Below are 14833 nucleotides of genomic sequence, written 5' to 3' on the forward strand. Positions count from 1 at the left end.
CTCAGCATGCTGAGGGGGGCCTTTTTTATTGCGGTTCAAACCCTGGCGAAGTTCAGATCCCGAACTGCGCGCGGTAGGCTTCCACCGCCGGCAGGTGCTGTTTGAGCTGCGGATCATCAGCCAGGAACTGCAGAACCTGGGTCAAGGACACAATGCTGACCACCGGAATGCCAAAGTCACGTTCGACTTCCTGAATCGCCGACAACTCACCGTTGCCACGCTCCTGGCGGTTCAGGGCAATCAATACACCGGCAGCCTTGGCGCCCTGGGCCTGAATGATTTGCATGACTTCACGGATGGCCGTGCCTGCAGTGATCACGTCGTCGATGATCAATACATCGCCAGCCAACGGCGCGCCGACCAGACTACCGCCTTCGCCGTGAGCTTTGGCTTCCTTGCGGTTGAAACACCAGGGCAGATCGAGCTGGTGGTGCTCAGCCAACGCCACAGCCGTCGTGGCCGCCAAAGGAATGCCTTTGTAGGCCGGACCGAACAGCACGTCGAAGGAAATACCGCTTTCGACAATGGCCGCCGCATAGAAACGGCCAAGCTGCGCCAGCGCCGAACCGCTGTTGAACAGGCCTGCATTGAAGAAGTAAGGACTGGTACGCCCGGACTTCAGGGTGAACTCACCGAAGCGCAAAACGCCGCGATCGATGGCAAAACGAATGAAATCGCGCTGATACGCCTGCATGAAAAAAGCCCCAATATCACGGATTTAGCTAATTAGGTAGACCTCGGGTATCATACACGCACGTGATTTTTGGGGCCATTTATGCGGATCATCAGTGTGAACGTCAATGGTATTCAGGCTGCAGTCGAGCGTGGTTTGCTCAGTTGGCTGCAAGCACAGAATGCCGACGTCATCTGCCTGCAGGACACCCGCGCCTCCGCCTTTGAACTGGACGACCCAGCCTTCCAACTGGATGGCTACTTCCTTTATGCCTGCGATGCCGAAGTCCCCGCCCAAGGTGGCGTGGCTTTGTATTCGCGGCTGCAACCGAAGGCTGTCATCAGCGGTCTTGGTTTCGAGACGGCAGACCGCTACGGGCGCTACCTGCAAGCCGATTTCGACAAGGTCAGCATCGCGACCTTGCTGCTTCCATCAGGGCAGAACGGCGATGAAGACTTGAACCAGAAGTTCAAGCTTATGGACGACTTCGCTCGTTACCTGGATAAACAGCGACGCAAACGTCGCGAGTACATTTATTGTGGCTCGCTCTACGTGGCGCAACAGAAGCTGGATATCAAAAACTGGCGCGACAGCCAGCAATCTCCTGGATTCCTGGCGCCTGAGCGGGCCTGGATGGACGAGATTGTCGGCAACATGGGTTATGTCGATGCCCTGCGTGAAGTCAGCCGCGAAGGCGATCAGTACAGCTGGTGGCCGGACAACGAACAGGCCGAGATGCTCAACCTGGGTTGGCGTTTCGACTACCAACTGCTGACTCCTGGCCTGCGTCGCTTCGTACGTAGCGCACGCCTGCCACGCCAGCCGCGCTTCTCGCAGCATGCGCCGCTGATTGTGGATTACGACTGGACGCTGACCATCTAAGCGTCTTTTCGCAGCCACAAAAAAGCCGACAGCAATGTCGGCTTTTTTGTGGGCGTCAATTTTACTTGATCAGGCGCCAGGTGAAGGGATAGCGATACGGCACCCCGTCATTGGCCTTGATGCCGCCGATGATCGCCAGCACCAAGGCACCAATCGCTACCAGCCCGAACAGGAAAAACCCGATTATCACCGCCATCAACAAGAAGCAGATGGCCGATGCGATGGCGACGGTGATCTGAAAGTTCAGCGCCTCCTTGCCCTGCGCATCGATGAAGGGGTCCATCTCGCGCTTCAACTGCCAGAGAATCAGCGGCCCGATCAGCGTACCGAAAGGAATCCAGATCCCCAGCAAGGCGGAAAAGTGACAAAACATCGCCCATTGGCGAACCTCCCGGCTCGGCGTAGGCAGTGGAAGCTGCTCTTCACTCATGTCGCTCTCCTTGCTGGATGCCAGGGCAATCAGTCAGCCAGTGCAGCCTTTTGCAGTTCAAAAATGTCGTTCATGCCTTTGCTCGCCAAAGCCAGCATCGCGTTCAGCTCTTCAGGCTGGAACGGCGCACCTTCGGCAGTTCCCTGAACTTCAATGAAACCACCGGTGCTGGTCATCACGACGTTGAGATCCGTCTCGGCAGCCGAGTCTTCCAGATAGTCCAGATCGAGCACAGGCTCGCCTTGGTACATACCCACCGAAACTGCAGCGATCATTTGCTTGAGCGGGTCGCCACCTTTCAGGCCGCCACGCTTCTTGATCACTTTCAAGGCATCGATCAGTGCAACCATGGCGCCGGTAATCGACGCGGTGCGAGTGCCGCCATCGGCCTGGATCACATCGCAATCGACGAACAAGGTGACATCGCCCAGCTTGGACATGTCCAGAGCGGCGCGCAGGGAACGGCCGATCAAACGCTGGATCTCGAGCGTACGACCACCTTGTTTGCCACGGCTTGCCTCACGCTGGTTACGCTCACCCGTGGCACGCGGCAGCATGCCGTATTCAGCAGTCAACCAACCCTGACCCTGGCCCTTAAGGAAGCGCGGCACGCCATTTTCGACGCTGACCGTACAAATCACTTTGGTATCACCGAACTCGACCAGTACAGATCCCTCGGCGTGTTTGGTGTAGTTGCGGGTGATGCGGATCGAGCGGAGCTGATCGGCAGCGCGACCACTTGGACGTTTCATAGGGAAATACCTGTACGGGGACGGAAATCTGCCGAGCATTATAGAGCCCGGAGCGCCGAGTGGGCACTTCTAAAAAACCTGCGCCGCGACCGAAGGCTCTGGACAAGGGCCTGGCGCCGGACGGCGACGGCTTGCAGCCCTTTGTCACACGCGCAATTTGGGAGCATTCGCTGCACTGCGTTACAATCCTGCGCCTTTGCAGCCTGTCGGCTTTAATTTATCAATCAGGCCCGCTGAACCCATCGGGGTTTGTAGCAGGCCCGAATCGCGAGGTACCTCCATGGTGCATAGCATGACCGCCTTCGCCCGCGTCGAAAAAGCCGGCATTCAGGGCACGCTGAGCTGGGAGTTGCGCTCGGTCAACAGCCGCTACCTGGAGCCGCACCTGCGTCTGCCGGAGTCTTTTCGCGACCTCGAAGGTGCTGTGCGCGAAGCGCTGCGCCAGGGCTTGTCCCGCGGCAAACTCGAATGCACCCTGCGCTTCACCGAAGAAACCACCGGCAAGCCTTTACAGGTTGATCGTGAGCGCGCCGCACAATTGGTGGCTGCAGCCGAGACCGTGGCCAGCCTGATCAAACACCCCGCGGCCTTGAACCCGCTGGAAGTCCTGGCCTGGCCGGGCGTACTGGTGGCCGACGCGACCGACCCGCAAGCGCTGAACGCGCAAGCCCTGACGCTGTTCAACCAGGGCTTGAAAGAGCTCAAGAGCGGCCGCGAGCGCGAAGGCGCGGAGCTGGCCCGCCTGATCAACGATCGCTTGAGCTCCATAGAAGAAGACGTTGTGACCCTGCGTGAGCTGGTCCCGCAAATGCTCGCGACCCAGCGCCAGAGAGTCCTGGACCGCTTCGCCGACATGAAGGCCGAGCTGGATCCGCAGCGCCTGGAACAGGAGATGGTCATGCTCGCACAAAAGAGCGACGTGGCCGAAGAACTGGACCGGCTGAGCACCCACATCATTGAAGTTCGCCGCGTGCTCAAATCCGGTGGTGCCGCCGGTCGGCGCCTGGACTTCCTGATGCAAGAGCTCAACCGCGAAGCCAATACACTGGGCTCCAAAGCCTTCGACCCGCGCAGCACCCAAGCGGCGGTCAACCTCAAAGTGTTGATCGAGCAGATGCGCGAACAAGTGCAAAATATTGAGTAAGGCTACCCCGACATGACCCACAGCACCGGCACCCTCTACATCATTTCCGCCCCGTCTGGCGCGGGCAAGACCAGCCTGGTCAAGGCCCTGATCGACGCGCAGCCGCAAATTCGCGTTTCGGTTTCCCACACCACCCGCGCCATGCGCCCCGGTGAAATCGACGGCGTGAACTACAACTTTGTCGACCGGGCCGAGTTCGTGCGGATGATCGAGCATGGTGATTTCCTGGAGCGCGCCGAAGTGTTCGGCAACCTCTACGGCACTTCGCAGAGCCATTTGCAGCAGACCCTGGATGAAGGTCACGACCTGATTCTGGAAATCGACTGGCAAGGTGCCGAGCAAGTGCGCAAGTTGATGCCCCAGGCTCGCTCGATCTTCATTCTGCCGCCGTCCCAGCAGGCCTTGCGCCAACGCCTGACCAATCGCGGCCAGGACAGCGACGAAATTATCGAAGGCCGGATGCGCGAAGCCGTCAGCGAGATGAGCCATTACCTCGATTACGACTTCCTGATCATTAACGATGACTTCGCCACTGCACTGGACGATCTGAAAGCTATCTTCCGCGCCAATCAGCTGCGCCAAAAGCCTCAACAACAGCGTTTCGGTAAATTACTCGCTGAACTGTTGGGCTAAAGACCTCTTCCCAAAAACGCTGCAAGGGCTTTACATTGGCACTTGTAGCGCGTTGGAGAGCTGGGCGGAAAATCAGCGCTTCCCTAAACGCTGGTGATTTTTTAAACTGTTGAGTCCGCTCGCCCATCCGGGCAGCGCGCATATTGCATTTGCTACGAGGAATACCATGGCCCGCGTAACCGTTGAAGACTGCCTAGATCACGTGGCTAACCGCTTTGAGCTGGTCATGCTCTCTACCAAACGTGCTCGTCAATTGGCGACCGGTGGCAAAGAGCCAAAGCTGGCCTGGGAAAACGACAAACCTACCGTAATGGCGTTGCGTGAAATCGCAGCAGGTTTGATGAGCTATGAAGTCATCGCTGAAGCTGAAATCGTTGAAGACGAACCGCTGTTCGCAGCGTTCGAGGACGAGTCCAACGAGGCCGTCTAAGCCTATGCCTGGTCGACGTAGCACGGCGCGGGGTCACAGCCATCGGCAGGAGTCATCATGCCGAGCATAGACGCCCTCGCCGATCGCTTATCGACCTATCTCGGCACGGACCAGGTCAACCTGGTTCGCCGAGCGTACTTTTACGCCGAACAAGCCCACGACGGCCAACGCCGGCGCAGTGGCGAAGCCTACGTCACGCACCCGTTAGCGGTCGCGAATATTCTTGCCGACATGCATATGGACCATCAAAGCCTGATGGCGGCCATGCTGCATGACGTGATCGAAGACACCGGTATTGCCAAGGAAGCGCTCTCGGCGCAGTTCGGTGAAACCGTGGCCGAACTGGTCGACGGGGTCAGCAAACTGACCCAGATGAACTTCGAGACCAAAGCCGAAGCCCAAGCCGAAAACTTCCAGAAAATGGCCATGGCCATGGCCCGCGATATTCGCGTGATCCTGGTCAAGCTGGCCGACCGCCTGCACAACATGCGAACCCTGGAAGTGCTGTCCGGCGAAAAACGCCGGCGGATCGCCAAGGAAACCCTGGAAATCTATGCGCCCATCGCCAACCGCCTGGGCATGCACAGCATCCGCATAGAGTTCGAAGACCTTGGCTTCAAGGCCATGCACCCGATGCGTTCCGCGCGGATCTACCAGGCAGTCAAACGCGCCCGGGGCAACCGCAAGGAAATCGTCAACAAGATCGAAGAGTCCCTCAGTCACTGCCTGGCCATTGACGGCATTCAGGGCGAGGTCAGCGGTCGGCAGAAACACCTCTACGGCATCTACACGAAGATGCGCGGCAAGCGTCGGGCCTTCAACGAGATCATGGACGTCTATGCGTTCCGCATCATCGTCGACAAGGTCGATACCTGCTATCGAGTGCTCGGCGCTGTACATAATTTGTACAAGCCGCTGCCGGGGCGTTTCAAGGATTACATCGCGATCCCCAAAGCCAACGGCTATCAGTCGCTGCATACCACCCTGTTCGGCATGCATGGCGTACCGATCGAGATCCAGATCCGCACCCGCGAAATGGAAGAGATGGCCAATAACGGCATTGCTGCCCATTGGCTGTATAAATCCAGCGGCGAGGAGCAACCGAAAGGTACTCACGCCCGTGCTCGCCAATGGGTCAAGGGCGTTCTGGAAATGCAGCAGCGCGCCGGCAACTCTCTCGAATTCATCGAAAGCGTGAAGATCGACCTGTTCCCGGACGAGGTCTATGTCTTCACGCCCAAAGGCCGGATCATGGAGCTGCCCAAAGGCTCCACGGCAGTCGACTTCGCTTACGCGGTACACACCGACGTTGGCAACAGCTGCATTGCCTGTCGGATCAACCGTCGCCTGGCGCCACTGTCCGAACCACTGCAAAGCGGCTCGACCGTGGAAATCGTCAGCGCACCGGGCGCCCGGCCAAACCCGGCCTGGCTCAACTTCGTGGTCACCGGCAAAGCCCGCACACACATTCGTCACGCCCTGAAACTGCAACGCCGCTCCGAGTCCATCAGCCTCGGCGAACGCCTGCTGAACAAGGTGCTCAACGGTTTCGACAGCTCGCTGGAAAAAGTTCCGGCCGAGCGCATCCAGGTGATGCTCAACGAATACCGCCTTGAAGTGATCGAAGACCTGCTGGAAGACATCGGCCTGGGCAATCGCATGGCCTACGTCGTCGCCCGCCGCCTGCTCGGCGAAGGCGAACAGCTGCCGAGCCCGGAAGGCCCGCTGGCGATTCGCGGCACCGAAGGTCTGGTCCTCAGCTACGCCAAGTGCTGCACACCGATCCCTGGCGACCCGATTGTCGGCCATCTGTCCGCAGGTAAAGGGATGGTGGTGCACCTGGACAACTGCCGCAATATCAGCGAGATCCGCCATAACCCGGAAAAATGCATCCAGCTCTCCTGGGCCAAGGATGTCACCGGCGAATTCAACGTCGAACTGCGCGTCGAGCTGGAACACCAGCGCGGCCTGATTGCCCTGCTGGCCAGCAGCGTCAACGCGGCCGATGGCAATATCGAAAAAATCAGCATGGACGAACGCGATGGTCGCATCAGCGTGGTCCAACTGGTGGTCAGCGTGCACGACCGTGTGCATCTGGCCCGCGTGATCAAGAAACTACGCGCCCTGACCGGGGTCACCCGCATCACCCGCATGCGTGCGTAACCAGCCCATTACAAGGAGTCATACATGACCAAGACTGTTATCACCAGCGACAAGGCACCTGCCGCCATCGGTACATACTCCCAGGCGATCAAGGCTGGCAACACCGTCTACATGTCCGGTCAAATTCCTCTGGACCCGAAAACCATGGAGCTGGTCGAAGGCTTCGAAGCCCAGACCGTTCAGGTTTTCGAGAACCTCAAGGCCGTGGCTGAAGCCGCTGGTGGTTCGTTCAAGGACATCGTCAAACTGAACATCTTCCTCACCGACCTGAGCCACTTCGCCAAGGTCAACGAGATCATGGGCAAATACTTCGACCAACCTTACCCTGCCCGCGCCGCCATCGGTGTCGCCGCACTGCCAAAAGGCTCGCAGGTTGAGATGGATGCCATTCTGGTCATCGAATAACTGCCAGCACATATCCTGGCGCAGCCGCCACGCTGCGCCAATTCCGTTTTGAAAGGATTCCGTCATGCGCAAAGCGCTTGCCCTCTCGCTGCTCGCCATATTCCTCGGCGGCTGTGCCAGCAATCCCGCCGACCGCGACATCAGTGGCACCTGGATCAACCAGGTAGCAATCGATGCTGCTGCCAAAGGCGGCCCCTTGCGTGAAGCCCTCCAGGCCAACGGTCCAAACCTGGAATGGGACATCAATACCAAAGCCGGTCAGGCGAGATTTACCAACGGTTTCGAGAATGTCGAAGGCAAGCTGCTGGGTGAGAAATCCGGCGCCTGGAAGATCGATTTCTATGGCGGCTCCTCCAGCGAACTCAGTCGCGACGGCAAACAGCTGCAGCAAGTGGCAAACGACTCAGAACCGGAACAGGTTTTCAATCGAGCGCAAGACACGGTTCCCGAAGGCGCACCGATTGGCGCCAGCTTCGAGCGAGCCCTGTACTCCGCTTATATGGGCGGCAGCTGGAAAGTCGTCAGCGGCCCGGGCGAAGGCAGCACCGTTCAGTTCCAGGCCGATGGCCGGGTTGAAGGCCTGCCAGGCACTGATCGTTACGCGCTGTGCCTGGCCGGTGATTGTGCGTCCATGAGCGGCGGCCATGACAACATCTGGCTGCAGCAAGGCGGCCAGGGCAACCCATGGATTTTTACTCGCAAAGGCAAACAACTGGAGATCTTCCAGGTGGTCAATGCGTCTCAAGCCGATGAAGTACCATCACTCTCTCCTGGTACCCGGCAGTGGTTACTGGAAAAACAGTGACCCCGCAATAAAGGAGCCCATGGGCTCCTTTTTCTTTGCCTTGAAGGTTGAGTCAACGACTGCCCTCGAGAATCGCCGTATACCCTTCACGAAAGCTTGGATAACGCGGCACCCAACCCAGCGCCCGCGCCCGCGCGTTGCTACACCGCTTGCTGCCGGCCCGACGGACACTGGCGTCGGCCGCCCATTCGGTGACACCCAGATACTCGTGTAACCAGTCGACCACTTCCGCGAGCGGCGCAGGTGCATCGTCGACACCGATGTAGCAGTCCTGCAGCGCCTCACCTCGACGATCCGCCTGTAGCAGGAACGCCAGCAGACCGGCAGCATCGTCGACATGAATCCGGTTGCCATACAGCGGCGGATCGATGACTACACGATAACCCTGGCGTACTTGAGTCAACAGCCGCTCACGGCCCGGACCATAGATACCCGTCAGACGCACCAGACTTGCCGGTATGCCACTGTGCAAAGCCACCCGCTCGGCTTCCAGCATCAAACGTCCGGAGTAACCGCCGGCCTCGGTCGGCGAACTTTCGTCGACCCATTCGCCCGCCTGCTGGCCATACACGCTGCTGCTGGAGACAAACAGCAGGCGCTTTGGCTGCTGACCATGCTGCTTCAACCAGCTCAATACATGCTGCAAACCTTCGACATAGGCCGCGCGATAGCCGGCTTCATCGTGTTCGGTGGCCGCGGCGCAATACACCAGGTAATCCAGCTTTTCAGTCGGCCAGGCGGCCGGACACTGCTCACTGAACAGATCACCCGCCACTCCCACGACACCGCTTGGCAGGCGCGAAATGTTCCGTCGCAGCCCATGAACCAACCAGTTCCCGGCCAGTAGCTGGGTGGCCAAACGGCTGCCGACATCACCGCAGCCGGCGATCAAAACAGAAGGGGTGGACATCACAAAACTCCTATCGGAAAGACCCAGCCTAGCGTCGGCAATGGACGAGCGGCTGGTAATCCAAGAAAAAAAGATACTCTATTACTTTTGTTAACGAGAATTAATTGCGATAATTGCCGCCCATTTGTTCTCGGCCCTGCGAGGCCTGGAAGGACATTTACTCTTTTTCCCTCTTAGGTCCGGCCAGCATGACAAGCAATCAACTCCCCGCTTCGCCAACCACGCTTCCTAGCCCATCGCGCGCCTGGCGCATGGTAGCAGCGCTGCTGTTCAGCCTGCTGCTGGCACCAACCGCCGCGTTCGCCGATGAGCCTGTGCCTGCCACCGGACCTGCCGCTCACGGCAGCGCTGACCATGCCGCTGCAGTCGCGACCCCGGTCGTCAGCGACCTGGCTCTGGCTGCTCAAGGCGCACCTCTCCAAAATCAGCCTGAAGTACTCGAGGCCGATAACACCCTGGGCATGGCCCACGACCTGTCGCCTTGGGGCATGTACCAGAACGCCGACATTATCGTGAAAATCGTGATGATCGGTCTCGCCATCGCCTCGATCATCACCTGGACCATCTGGATCGCCAAGGGCTTTGAGCTGCTCGGCGCCAAGCGTCGTCTGCGTGGTGAAATCGCCAGCCTGAAAAAAGCCACCACCCTTAAAGAAGCCAGCTCGACTGCCACCAAGGAAGGTACCCTCGCCAACCTGCTGGTCCACGACGCTCTGGAAGAAATGCGCCTGTCGGCCAACAGCCGTGAAAAAGAAGGCATCAAGGAACGCGTCAGCTTCCGTCTCGAGCGTCTGGTTGCCGCATGCGGCCGCAACATGAGCAGCGGCACCGGCGTACTGGCAACCATCGGTTCCACCGCGCCCTTCGTCGGCCTGTTCGGTACCGTGTGGGGCATCATGAACAGCTTCATCGGCATCGCCAAGACCCAGACCACCAACCTCGCTGTCGTGGCTCCCGGCATTGCCGAAGCCTTGCTGGCGACCGCGCTGGGTCTGGTTGCGGCGATTCCGGCGGTGGTGATCTACAACGTCTTCGCCCGCTCCATCGCCGGTTACAAGGCGCAGGTTTCCGATGCCTCGGCAGAAGTCCTGCTGCTGGTCAGCCGCGACCTCGACCACCTGCCGCCCGAGCGCGTCTCGCAACCGCACATGGTGAAAGTGGGGTAATCAGCCATGGGCCTGCATTTAAAAGAAGGCGCTGACGACGATCTCGCCGAGAATCACGAAATCAACGTCACGCCGTTTATCGACGTAATGCTGGTGCTGCTGATCATCTTCATGGTGGCAGCACCGCTGGCGACTGTAGACATTAAAGTCGACCTGCCCGCCTCGACCGCCAAACCGGCGCCGCGGCCAGAGAAGCCGGTGTTCCTCAGCGTCAAGGCCGATCAACGGCTGTTCCTCGGTGAAGACCAAGTGAAGGCTGAAAGCCTTGGCGCGACCCTTGATGCCAAGACTCACGGCAAGAAGGACACGACGATCTTCTTCCAGGCCGATAAAGGCGTGGACTACGGCGACTTGATGAGTGTGATGGATGCCTTGCGGGCAGCCGGTTACCTGAAAGTCGGCCTGGTCGGACTTGAGACGGCAGCCAAGAAATGATCACGACGCGCCAAAAGCTGACGCGTTACAGCGGTAGCCTGGCAGTGGTGCTGGGCGTCCACGCGGTCGCGATTCTCCTCGCGCTCAACTGGTCGTCGGCACAGCCGGTCGAACTGCCGCCGATGGCAATGATGGTCGAGCTGGCGCCGGTTCCGGCACCGCCTCCACCGGCACCGCCCAAAGTCGTGACGCCGCCGCAACCACCTGCACCGGTGGAAGAACTCCCGTTGCCAAAACTCGCGGAGGCGCCGAAGCCGACCATCTCCGTGCCCAAGCAGGTCAAGCCCAAGCCAAAGCCGCAACCGCCCAAGCCTGAGAAGACACCGGAGCCGCCAAAGGAAAAGCCTCCCGAGGAAAAACCTGGCGACACGCCGCCCACGCCTGCGCAGACGGACAAGTCCGCGCAGCCGGCACCCGGCCCTACTGCGGCGCAGAATGCCGCCAAAGCCAGCTGGCAAAACACGCTGTTGGCGCACTTGCAAAAGTACAAGAAGTACCCGCCCGCAGCTCAAGCGCGCGGCAAGGAAGGGATGAACCGTTTGCGCTTCGTGGTCGACGCCGAAGGTAATGTGCTGTCGTTCGAACTGGCCGGTCTCTCCGGCAACGCCGATCTCGATCGGGCGACACTGGAAATGATTCGCCGCGCCCAGCCGCTGCCTAAACCGCCAGCCGAAATGCTGACCAACGGCTCGATCGAAATCGTTGCGCCATTCGTTTACAACATCGAAAAACGTCGCCGCTGACTTCGGTTGGCGCGAATGCCGGACACAAAACCTGTGGCGAGGGGGCAAGCCCCCTCGCCACAGGTGCGACGTTCGCCAATGTCCTTCGCTGGCTGGCACTCCCCCAAAAGGCACCGAAAGGTGCCTTTTGCATTTCCGACACCGGCAAACATGCATTGCCCTGTGTCGCTCTCCGCCCTCAGTCTGATAACGTGCGTCTATCGATTGCAGCCGGTATGCTTGGCTCGCAACCTCATGGACGCCCGCTATGACTCTCACAGAATTACGCTACATCGTTACCCTCGCCCAAGAGCAGCACTTCGGCCACGCGGCCGAGCGTTGCCATGTCAGTCAGCCGACCTTGTCGGTAGGCGTGAAGAAGCTTGAAGACGAACTCGGTGTGCTGATTTTCGAGCGCAGCAAAAGCGCGGTGCGCCTGACGCCTGTCGGCGAGGGCATCGTCGCCCAGGCCCAGAAGGTTCTTGAGCAAGCCCAAGGTATTCGTGAGCTGGCCCAGGCCGGTAAAAACCAGCTGACCGCTCCGCTGAAAGTCGGCGCGATCTACACGGTCGGTCCGTACCTGTTCCCGCACCTGATTCCACAACTGCACCGGGTCGCCCCGCAGATGCCGTTGTACATCGAAGAAAACTTCACCCATGTACTGCGCGACAAACTGCGCAACGGCGAGCTGGACGCGATCATCATCGCCCTGCCGTTCAACGAGGCTGACGTACTGACCCTGCAGCTCTACGATGAGCCGTTCTACGTACTGATGCCCAGCGCGCACCCATGGATCCAAAAGAAAACCATCGACGCCAACATGCTCAACGACAAGAGCCTGCTGCTGCTCGGCGAAGGGCACTGCTTCCGCGATCAGGTACTCGAGGCCTGCCCGACTTTGGGCAAGGGCACCGACGGCACCAAGCACACCACGGTTGAATCCAGCTCCCTGGAAACCATTCGGCACATGGTCGCTTCCGGCCTGGGTATCTCGATCCTGCCGCTCTCGGCGGTGAACAGCCATCACTACGCCCCTGGCGTGATCGAAGTACGCCCGATGACGCCACCCGTGCCGTTCCGCACGGTGGCGATTGCCTGGCGCGCCAGCTTCCCACGGCCAAAAGCGATTGAAATCCTCGCTGACTCGATCCGCCTGTGCTCGGTGGCCAAGCCGCCAGCGGCGAGCTAAGACACCGCGATGACTGAGCTGTCGAAGGTGCCGGTCACGGCGCTCAAGGGCGTCGGTGAAGCAATGGCCGAGAAACTGGCCAAGGTCGGCCTGGAGAATCTCCAGGACGTCCTGTTTCACCTGCCGCTGCGTTATCAGGACCGCACCCGCGTAGTACCGATCGGCCAACTGCGACCTGGGCAGGATGCCGTGATCGAAGGTACCGTCAGCGGTGCCGACGTGGTCATGGGCAAGCGCCGCAGCTTGCTGGTGCGCCTTCAGGATGGCACCGGCGGGCTGAGCTTGCGCTTCTACCATTTCAGCAACGCACAAAAAGAAGGCCTCAAACGCGGCACCCGCGTGCGCTGTTATGGCGAGGCCCGGCCCGGCGCGTCGGGGCTGGAGATCTATCACCCGGAATACCGCGCCATCAACGGCGACGAACCACCGCCGGTGGATCAAACCCTGACGCCGATCTACCCGCTCACCGAAGGCCTGACCCAGCAACGTTTGCGTCAACTGTGCCAGCAAAGCCTGGCCCTGCTCGGCCCGAGCAGCCTGCCCGACTGGCTGCCGGAAGATCTGGCGCGGGACTATCAGCTGGCCCCGCTGGACGACGCGATTCGCTACCTGCACCACCCACCGGCGGACGCCGACGTCGACGAACTCGCCCTAGGTCATCACTGGGCGCAACACCGGCTGGCGTTCGAAGAGCTGCTGACCCATCAACTGTCTCAGCAACGCCTGCGTGAGAGCCTGCGCTCCCAGCGTGCGCCAGCCTTGCCGAAAGCCAAAGAGTTGCCGGCGAAATACCTGGCCAACCTGGGCTTCTCGCCCACGGGCGCGCAGCAACGGGTCGGCAATGAAATCGCCTACGACCTCAGTCAGCGCGAGCCGATGCTGCGGCTGATTCAAGGTGATGTTGGCGCCGGCAAGACCGTGGTCGCCGCCCTCGCCGCCTTGCAGGCACTGGAGGCGGGCTATCAGGTTGCATTGATGGCACCCACCGAGATTCTTGCCGAACAACATTTCATCAACTTCAAGCGCTGGCTCGACCCCCTGGGAATCGAAACCGCCTGGCTGGCCGGCAAGCTCAAAGGCAAAAACCGCGTAGCGGCGCTGGAGCAGATCGCCAACGGCGCGCCGATGGTGGTTGGTACCCATGCGCTGTTCCAGGACGAAGTACAGTTCAAGAACCTCGCACTGGTGATCATCGACGAACAGCACCGCTTTGGTGTGCAGCAGCGTCTGGCCCTGCGTCAGAAAGGCGTGGGCGGGCGGATGTGTCCACACCAGCTGATCATGACCGCCACGCCGATTCCGCGCACGCTGGCCATGAGTGCCTACGCGGATCTCGACACCTCGATCCTCGACGAACTGCCGCCTGGCCGGACCCCGGTGAACACCGTGCTGATCACGGATACGCGGCGCATCGAAGTCATCGAACGCGTGCGCGCCGCCTGCGCTGAAGGTCGCCAGGCCTATTGGGTATGTACGCTGATCGAAGAGTCCGAAGAGCTCACGTGCCAGGCCGCCGAAACCACCTACGAAGACCTGACCAGCGCCTTGGGCGAACTGCGGGTCGGACTGATTCACGGGCGAATGAAGCCTGCCGAGAAGGCTGCGGTCATGGCCGAGTTCAAGGCCAGCGCCCTGCAACTGCTGGTGGCGACCACGGTGATCGAAGTCGGCGTCGACGTGCCCAATGCCAGCTTGATGATCATCGAAAACCCCGAACGTCTGGGTCTTGCGCAACTGCACCAATTGCGCGGCCGGGTTGGCCGGGGCAGCGCCGCCAGTCACTGTGTGCTGCTCTACCATCCGCCATTGTCACAGATCGGCCGTCAGCGCCTGGGTATCATGCGCGAGACCAACGACGGCTTCATCATCGCCGAAAAAGACCTCGAACTGCGTGGCCCCGGCGAGATGCTCGGCACCCGGCAAACCGGCCTGCTGCAATTCAAGGTCGCCGACCTGATGCGCGACGCCGATCTTCTGCCCGCCGTGCGCGATGCCGCCCAAGCCTTGCTTGAGCGCTGGCCGCAACACGTGAGCCCGCTGCTGGAGCGCTGGCTGCGTCATGGGCAGCAATACGGCCAAGTGTGAGCAGTGTTT

Annotated in this window: 16 protein-coding genes; 12 read left to right on the top strand and 4 right to left on the bottom strand. The window is 60.1% G+C overall.

What is annotated here, in order from left to right:
- Positions 1 to 52 precede the first annotated feature (52 nt).
- Positions 53 to 694 carry an orotate phosphoribosyltransferase gene (gene pyrE, locus AC07VR_RS03145; protein ID WP_494990898.1) on the bottom strand — a complete coding sequence of 214 codons (642 nt, stop codon included), beginning with the start codon at positions 692 to 694 and terminating at the stop codon, positions 53 to 55.
- Between the two features lie 81 nt (positions 695 to 775).
- On the opposite strand from pyrE, the gene crc reads away from it, so the two are divergent.
- Complete coding sequence (crc, locus tag AC07VR_RS03150; protein WP_003176915.1) at positions 776 to 1555, top strand: catabolite repression control protein Crc; 780 nt, start codon at positions 776 to 778, stop codon at positions 1553 to 1555.
- A gap of 61 nt (positions 1556 to 1616) precedes the next feature.
- Here the strand turns inward: crc and AC07VR_RS03155 are convergent, their stop codons facing one another.
- On the bottom strand, positions 1617 to 1985 hold the full coding sequence (locus AC07VR_RS03155; RefSeq protein WP_494990899.1) for a DUF4870 domain-containing protein: 369 nt from the start codon (positions 1983 to 1985) through the stop codon (positions 1617 to 1619).
- Between the two features lie 29 nt (positions 1986 to 2014).
- Positions 2015 to 2737: a ribonuclease PH gene (rph, locus tag AC07VR_RS03160; RefSeq protein WP_494990900.1), complete on the bottom strand. Its 723-nt coding sequence runs from the start codon at positions 2735 to 2737 to the stop codon at positions 2015 to 2017.
- A gap of 280 nt (positions 2738 to 3017) precedes the next feature.
- Between rph and AC07VR_RS03165 the strand changes: the two genes are divergently transcribed.
- From AC07VR_RS03165 to AC07VR_RS03190, 6 genes are all read left to right on the top strand, one after another.
- On the top strand, positions 3018 to 3881 hold the full coding sequence (locus AC07VR_RS03165; RefSeq protein ID WP_494990901.1) for a YicC/YloC family endoribonuclease: 864 nt from the start codon (positions 3018 to 3020) through the stop codon (positions 3879 to 3881).
- A 12-nt stretch (positions 3882 to 3893) separates the two neighbouring features.
- Positions 3894 to 4514: a guanylate kinase gene (gene gmk, locus AC07VR_RS03170; RefSeq protein ID WP_495010435.1), complete on the top strand. Its 621-nt coding sequence runs from the start codon at positions 3894 to 3896 to the stop codon at positions 4512 to 4514.
- A 166-nt stretch (positions 4515 to 4680) separates the two neighbouring features.
- Positions 4681 to 4944: a DNA-directed RNA polymerase subunit omega gene (gene rpoZ, locus AC07VR_RS03175; protein ID WP_150640823.1), complete on the top strand. Its 264-nt coding sequence runs from the start codon at positions 4681 to 4683 to the stop codon at positions 4942 to 4944.
- Positions 4945 to 5001: 57 nt separating this feature from the next.
- Positions 5002 to 7107 (top strand): bifunctional GTP diphosphokinase/guanosine-3',5'-bis pyrophosphate 3'-pyrophosphohydrolase, encoded by a 2106-nt coding sequence (gene spoT, locus AC07VR_RS03180; RefSeq protein WP_494990903.1) that lies wholly within the window; start codon positions 5002 to 5004, stop codon positions 7105 to 7107.
- Positions 7108 to 7131: 24 nt separating this feature from the next.
- Complete coding sequence (locus AC07VR_RS03185; RefSeq protein WP_003229509.1) at positions 7132 to 7512, top strand: RidA family protein; 381 nt, start codon at positions 7132 to 7134, stop codon at positions 7510 to 7512.
- A 64-nt stretch (positions 7513 to 7576) separates the two neighbouring features.
- Complete coding sequence (locus tag AC07VR_RS03190; RefSeq protein WP_494990904.1) at positions 7577 to 8317, top strand: putative periplasmic lipoprotein; 741 nt, start codon at positions 7577 to 7579, stop codon at positions 8315 to 8317.
- A 52-nt stretch (positions 8318 to 8369) separates the two neighbouring features.
- Here the strand turns inward: AC07VR_RS03190 and AC07VR_RS03195 are convergent, their stop codons facing one another.
- On the bottom strand, positions 8370 to 9227 hold the full coding sequence (locus AC07VR_RS03195) for an SDR family oxidoreductase (RefSeq protein WP_495010436.1): 858 nt from the start codon (positions 9225 to 9227) through the stop codon (positions 8370 to 8372).
- 188 nt (positions 9228 to 9415) lie between these two features.
- On the opposite strand from AC07VR_RS03195, the gene exbB reads away from it, so the two are divergent.
- The 5 genes from exbB to recG all read left to right on the top strand — a co-directional run bounded on the left by exbB (position 9416) and on the right by recG (position 14824).
- Positions 9416 to 10393 carry a tonB-system energizer ExbB gene (exbB, locus tag AC07VR_RS03200; RefSeq protein ID WP_495010437.1) on the top strand — a complete coding sequence of 326 codons (978 nt, stop codon included), beginning with the start codon at positions 9416 to 9418 and terminating at the stop codon, positions 10391 to 10393.
- Positions 10394 to 10399: 6 nt separating this feature from the next.
- Positions 10400 to 10828 (top strand): TonB system transport protein ExbD, encoded by a 429-nt coding sequence (exbD, locus tag AC07VR_RS03205; protein WP_494990907.1) that lies wholly within the window; start codon positions 10400 to 10402, stop codon positions 10826 to 10828.
- Positions 10825 to 11571, top strand: coding sequence for an energy transducer TonB family protein (locus AC07VR_RS03210; RefSeq protein WP_495010438.1), 747 nt, complete (start codon positions 10825 to 10827; stop codon positions 11569 to 11571). The genes exbD and AC07VR_RS03210 overlap by 4 nt, the downstream gene beginning before the upstream one ends.
- 247 nt (positions 11572 to 11818) lie before the next feature.
- Positions 11819 to 12739: a hydrogen peroxide-inducible genes activator gene (locus AC07VR_RS03215; protein WP_495010439.1), complete on the top strand. Its 921-nt coding sequence runs from the start codon at positions 11819 to 11821 to the stop codon at positions 12737 to 12739.
- A 9-nt stretch (positions 12740 to 12748) separates the two neighbouring features.
- The gene (gene recG, locus AC07VR_RS03220) at positions 12749 to 14824 is read left to right on the top strand and encodes an ATP-dependent DNA helicase RecG (RefSeq protein ID WP_495010440.1); all 2076 of its coding nucleotides are present in this window, start codon (positions 12749 to 12751) and stop codon (positions 14822 to 14824) included.
- Positions 14825 to 14833: the final 9 nt, after the last annotated feature.

This window comes from Pseudomonas sp. GW821-FHT02H09, from assembly GCF_059421425.1.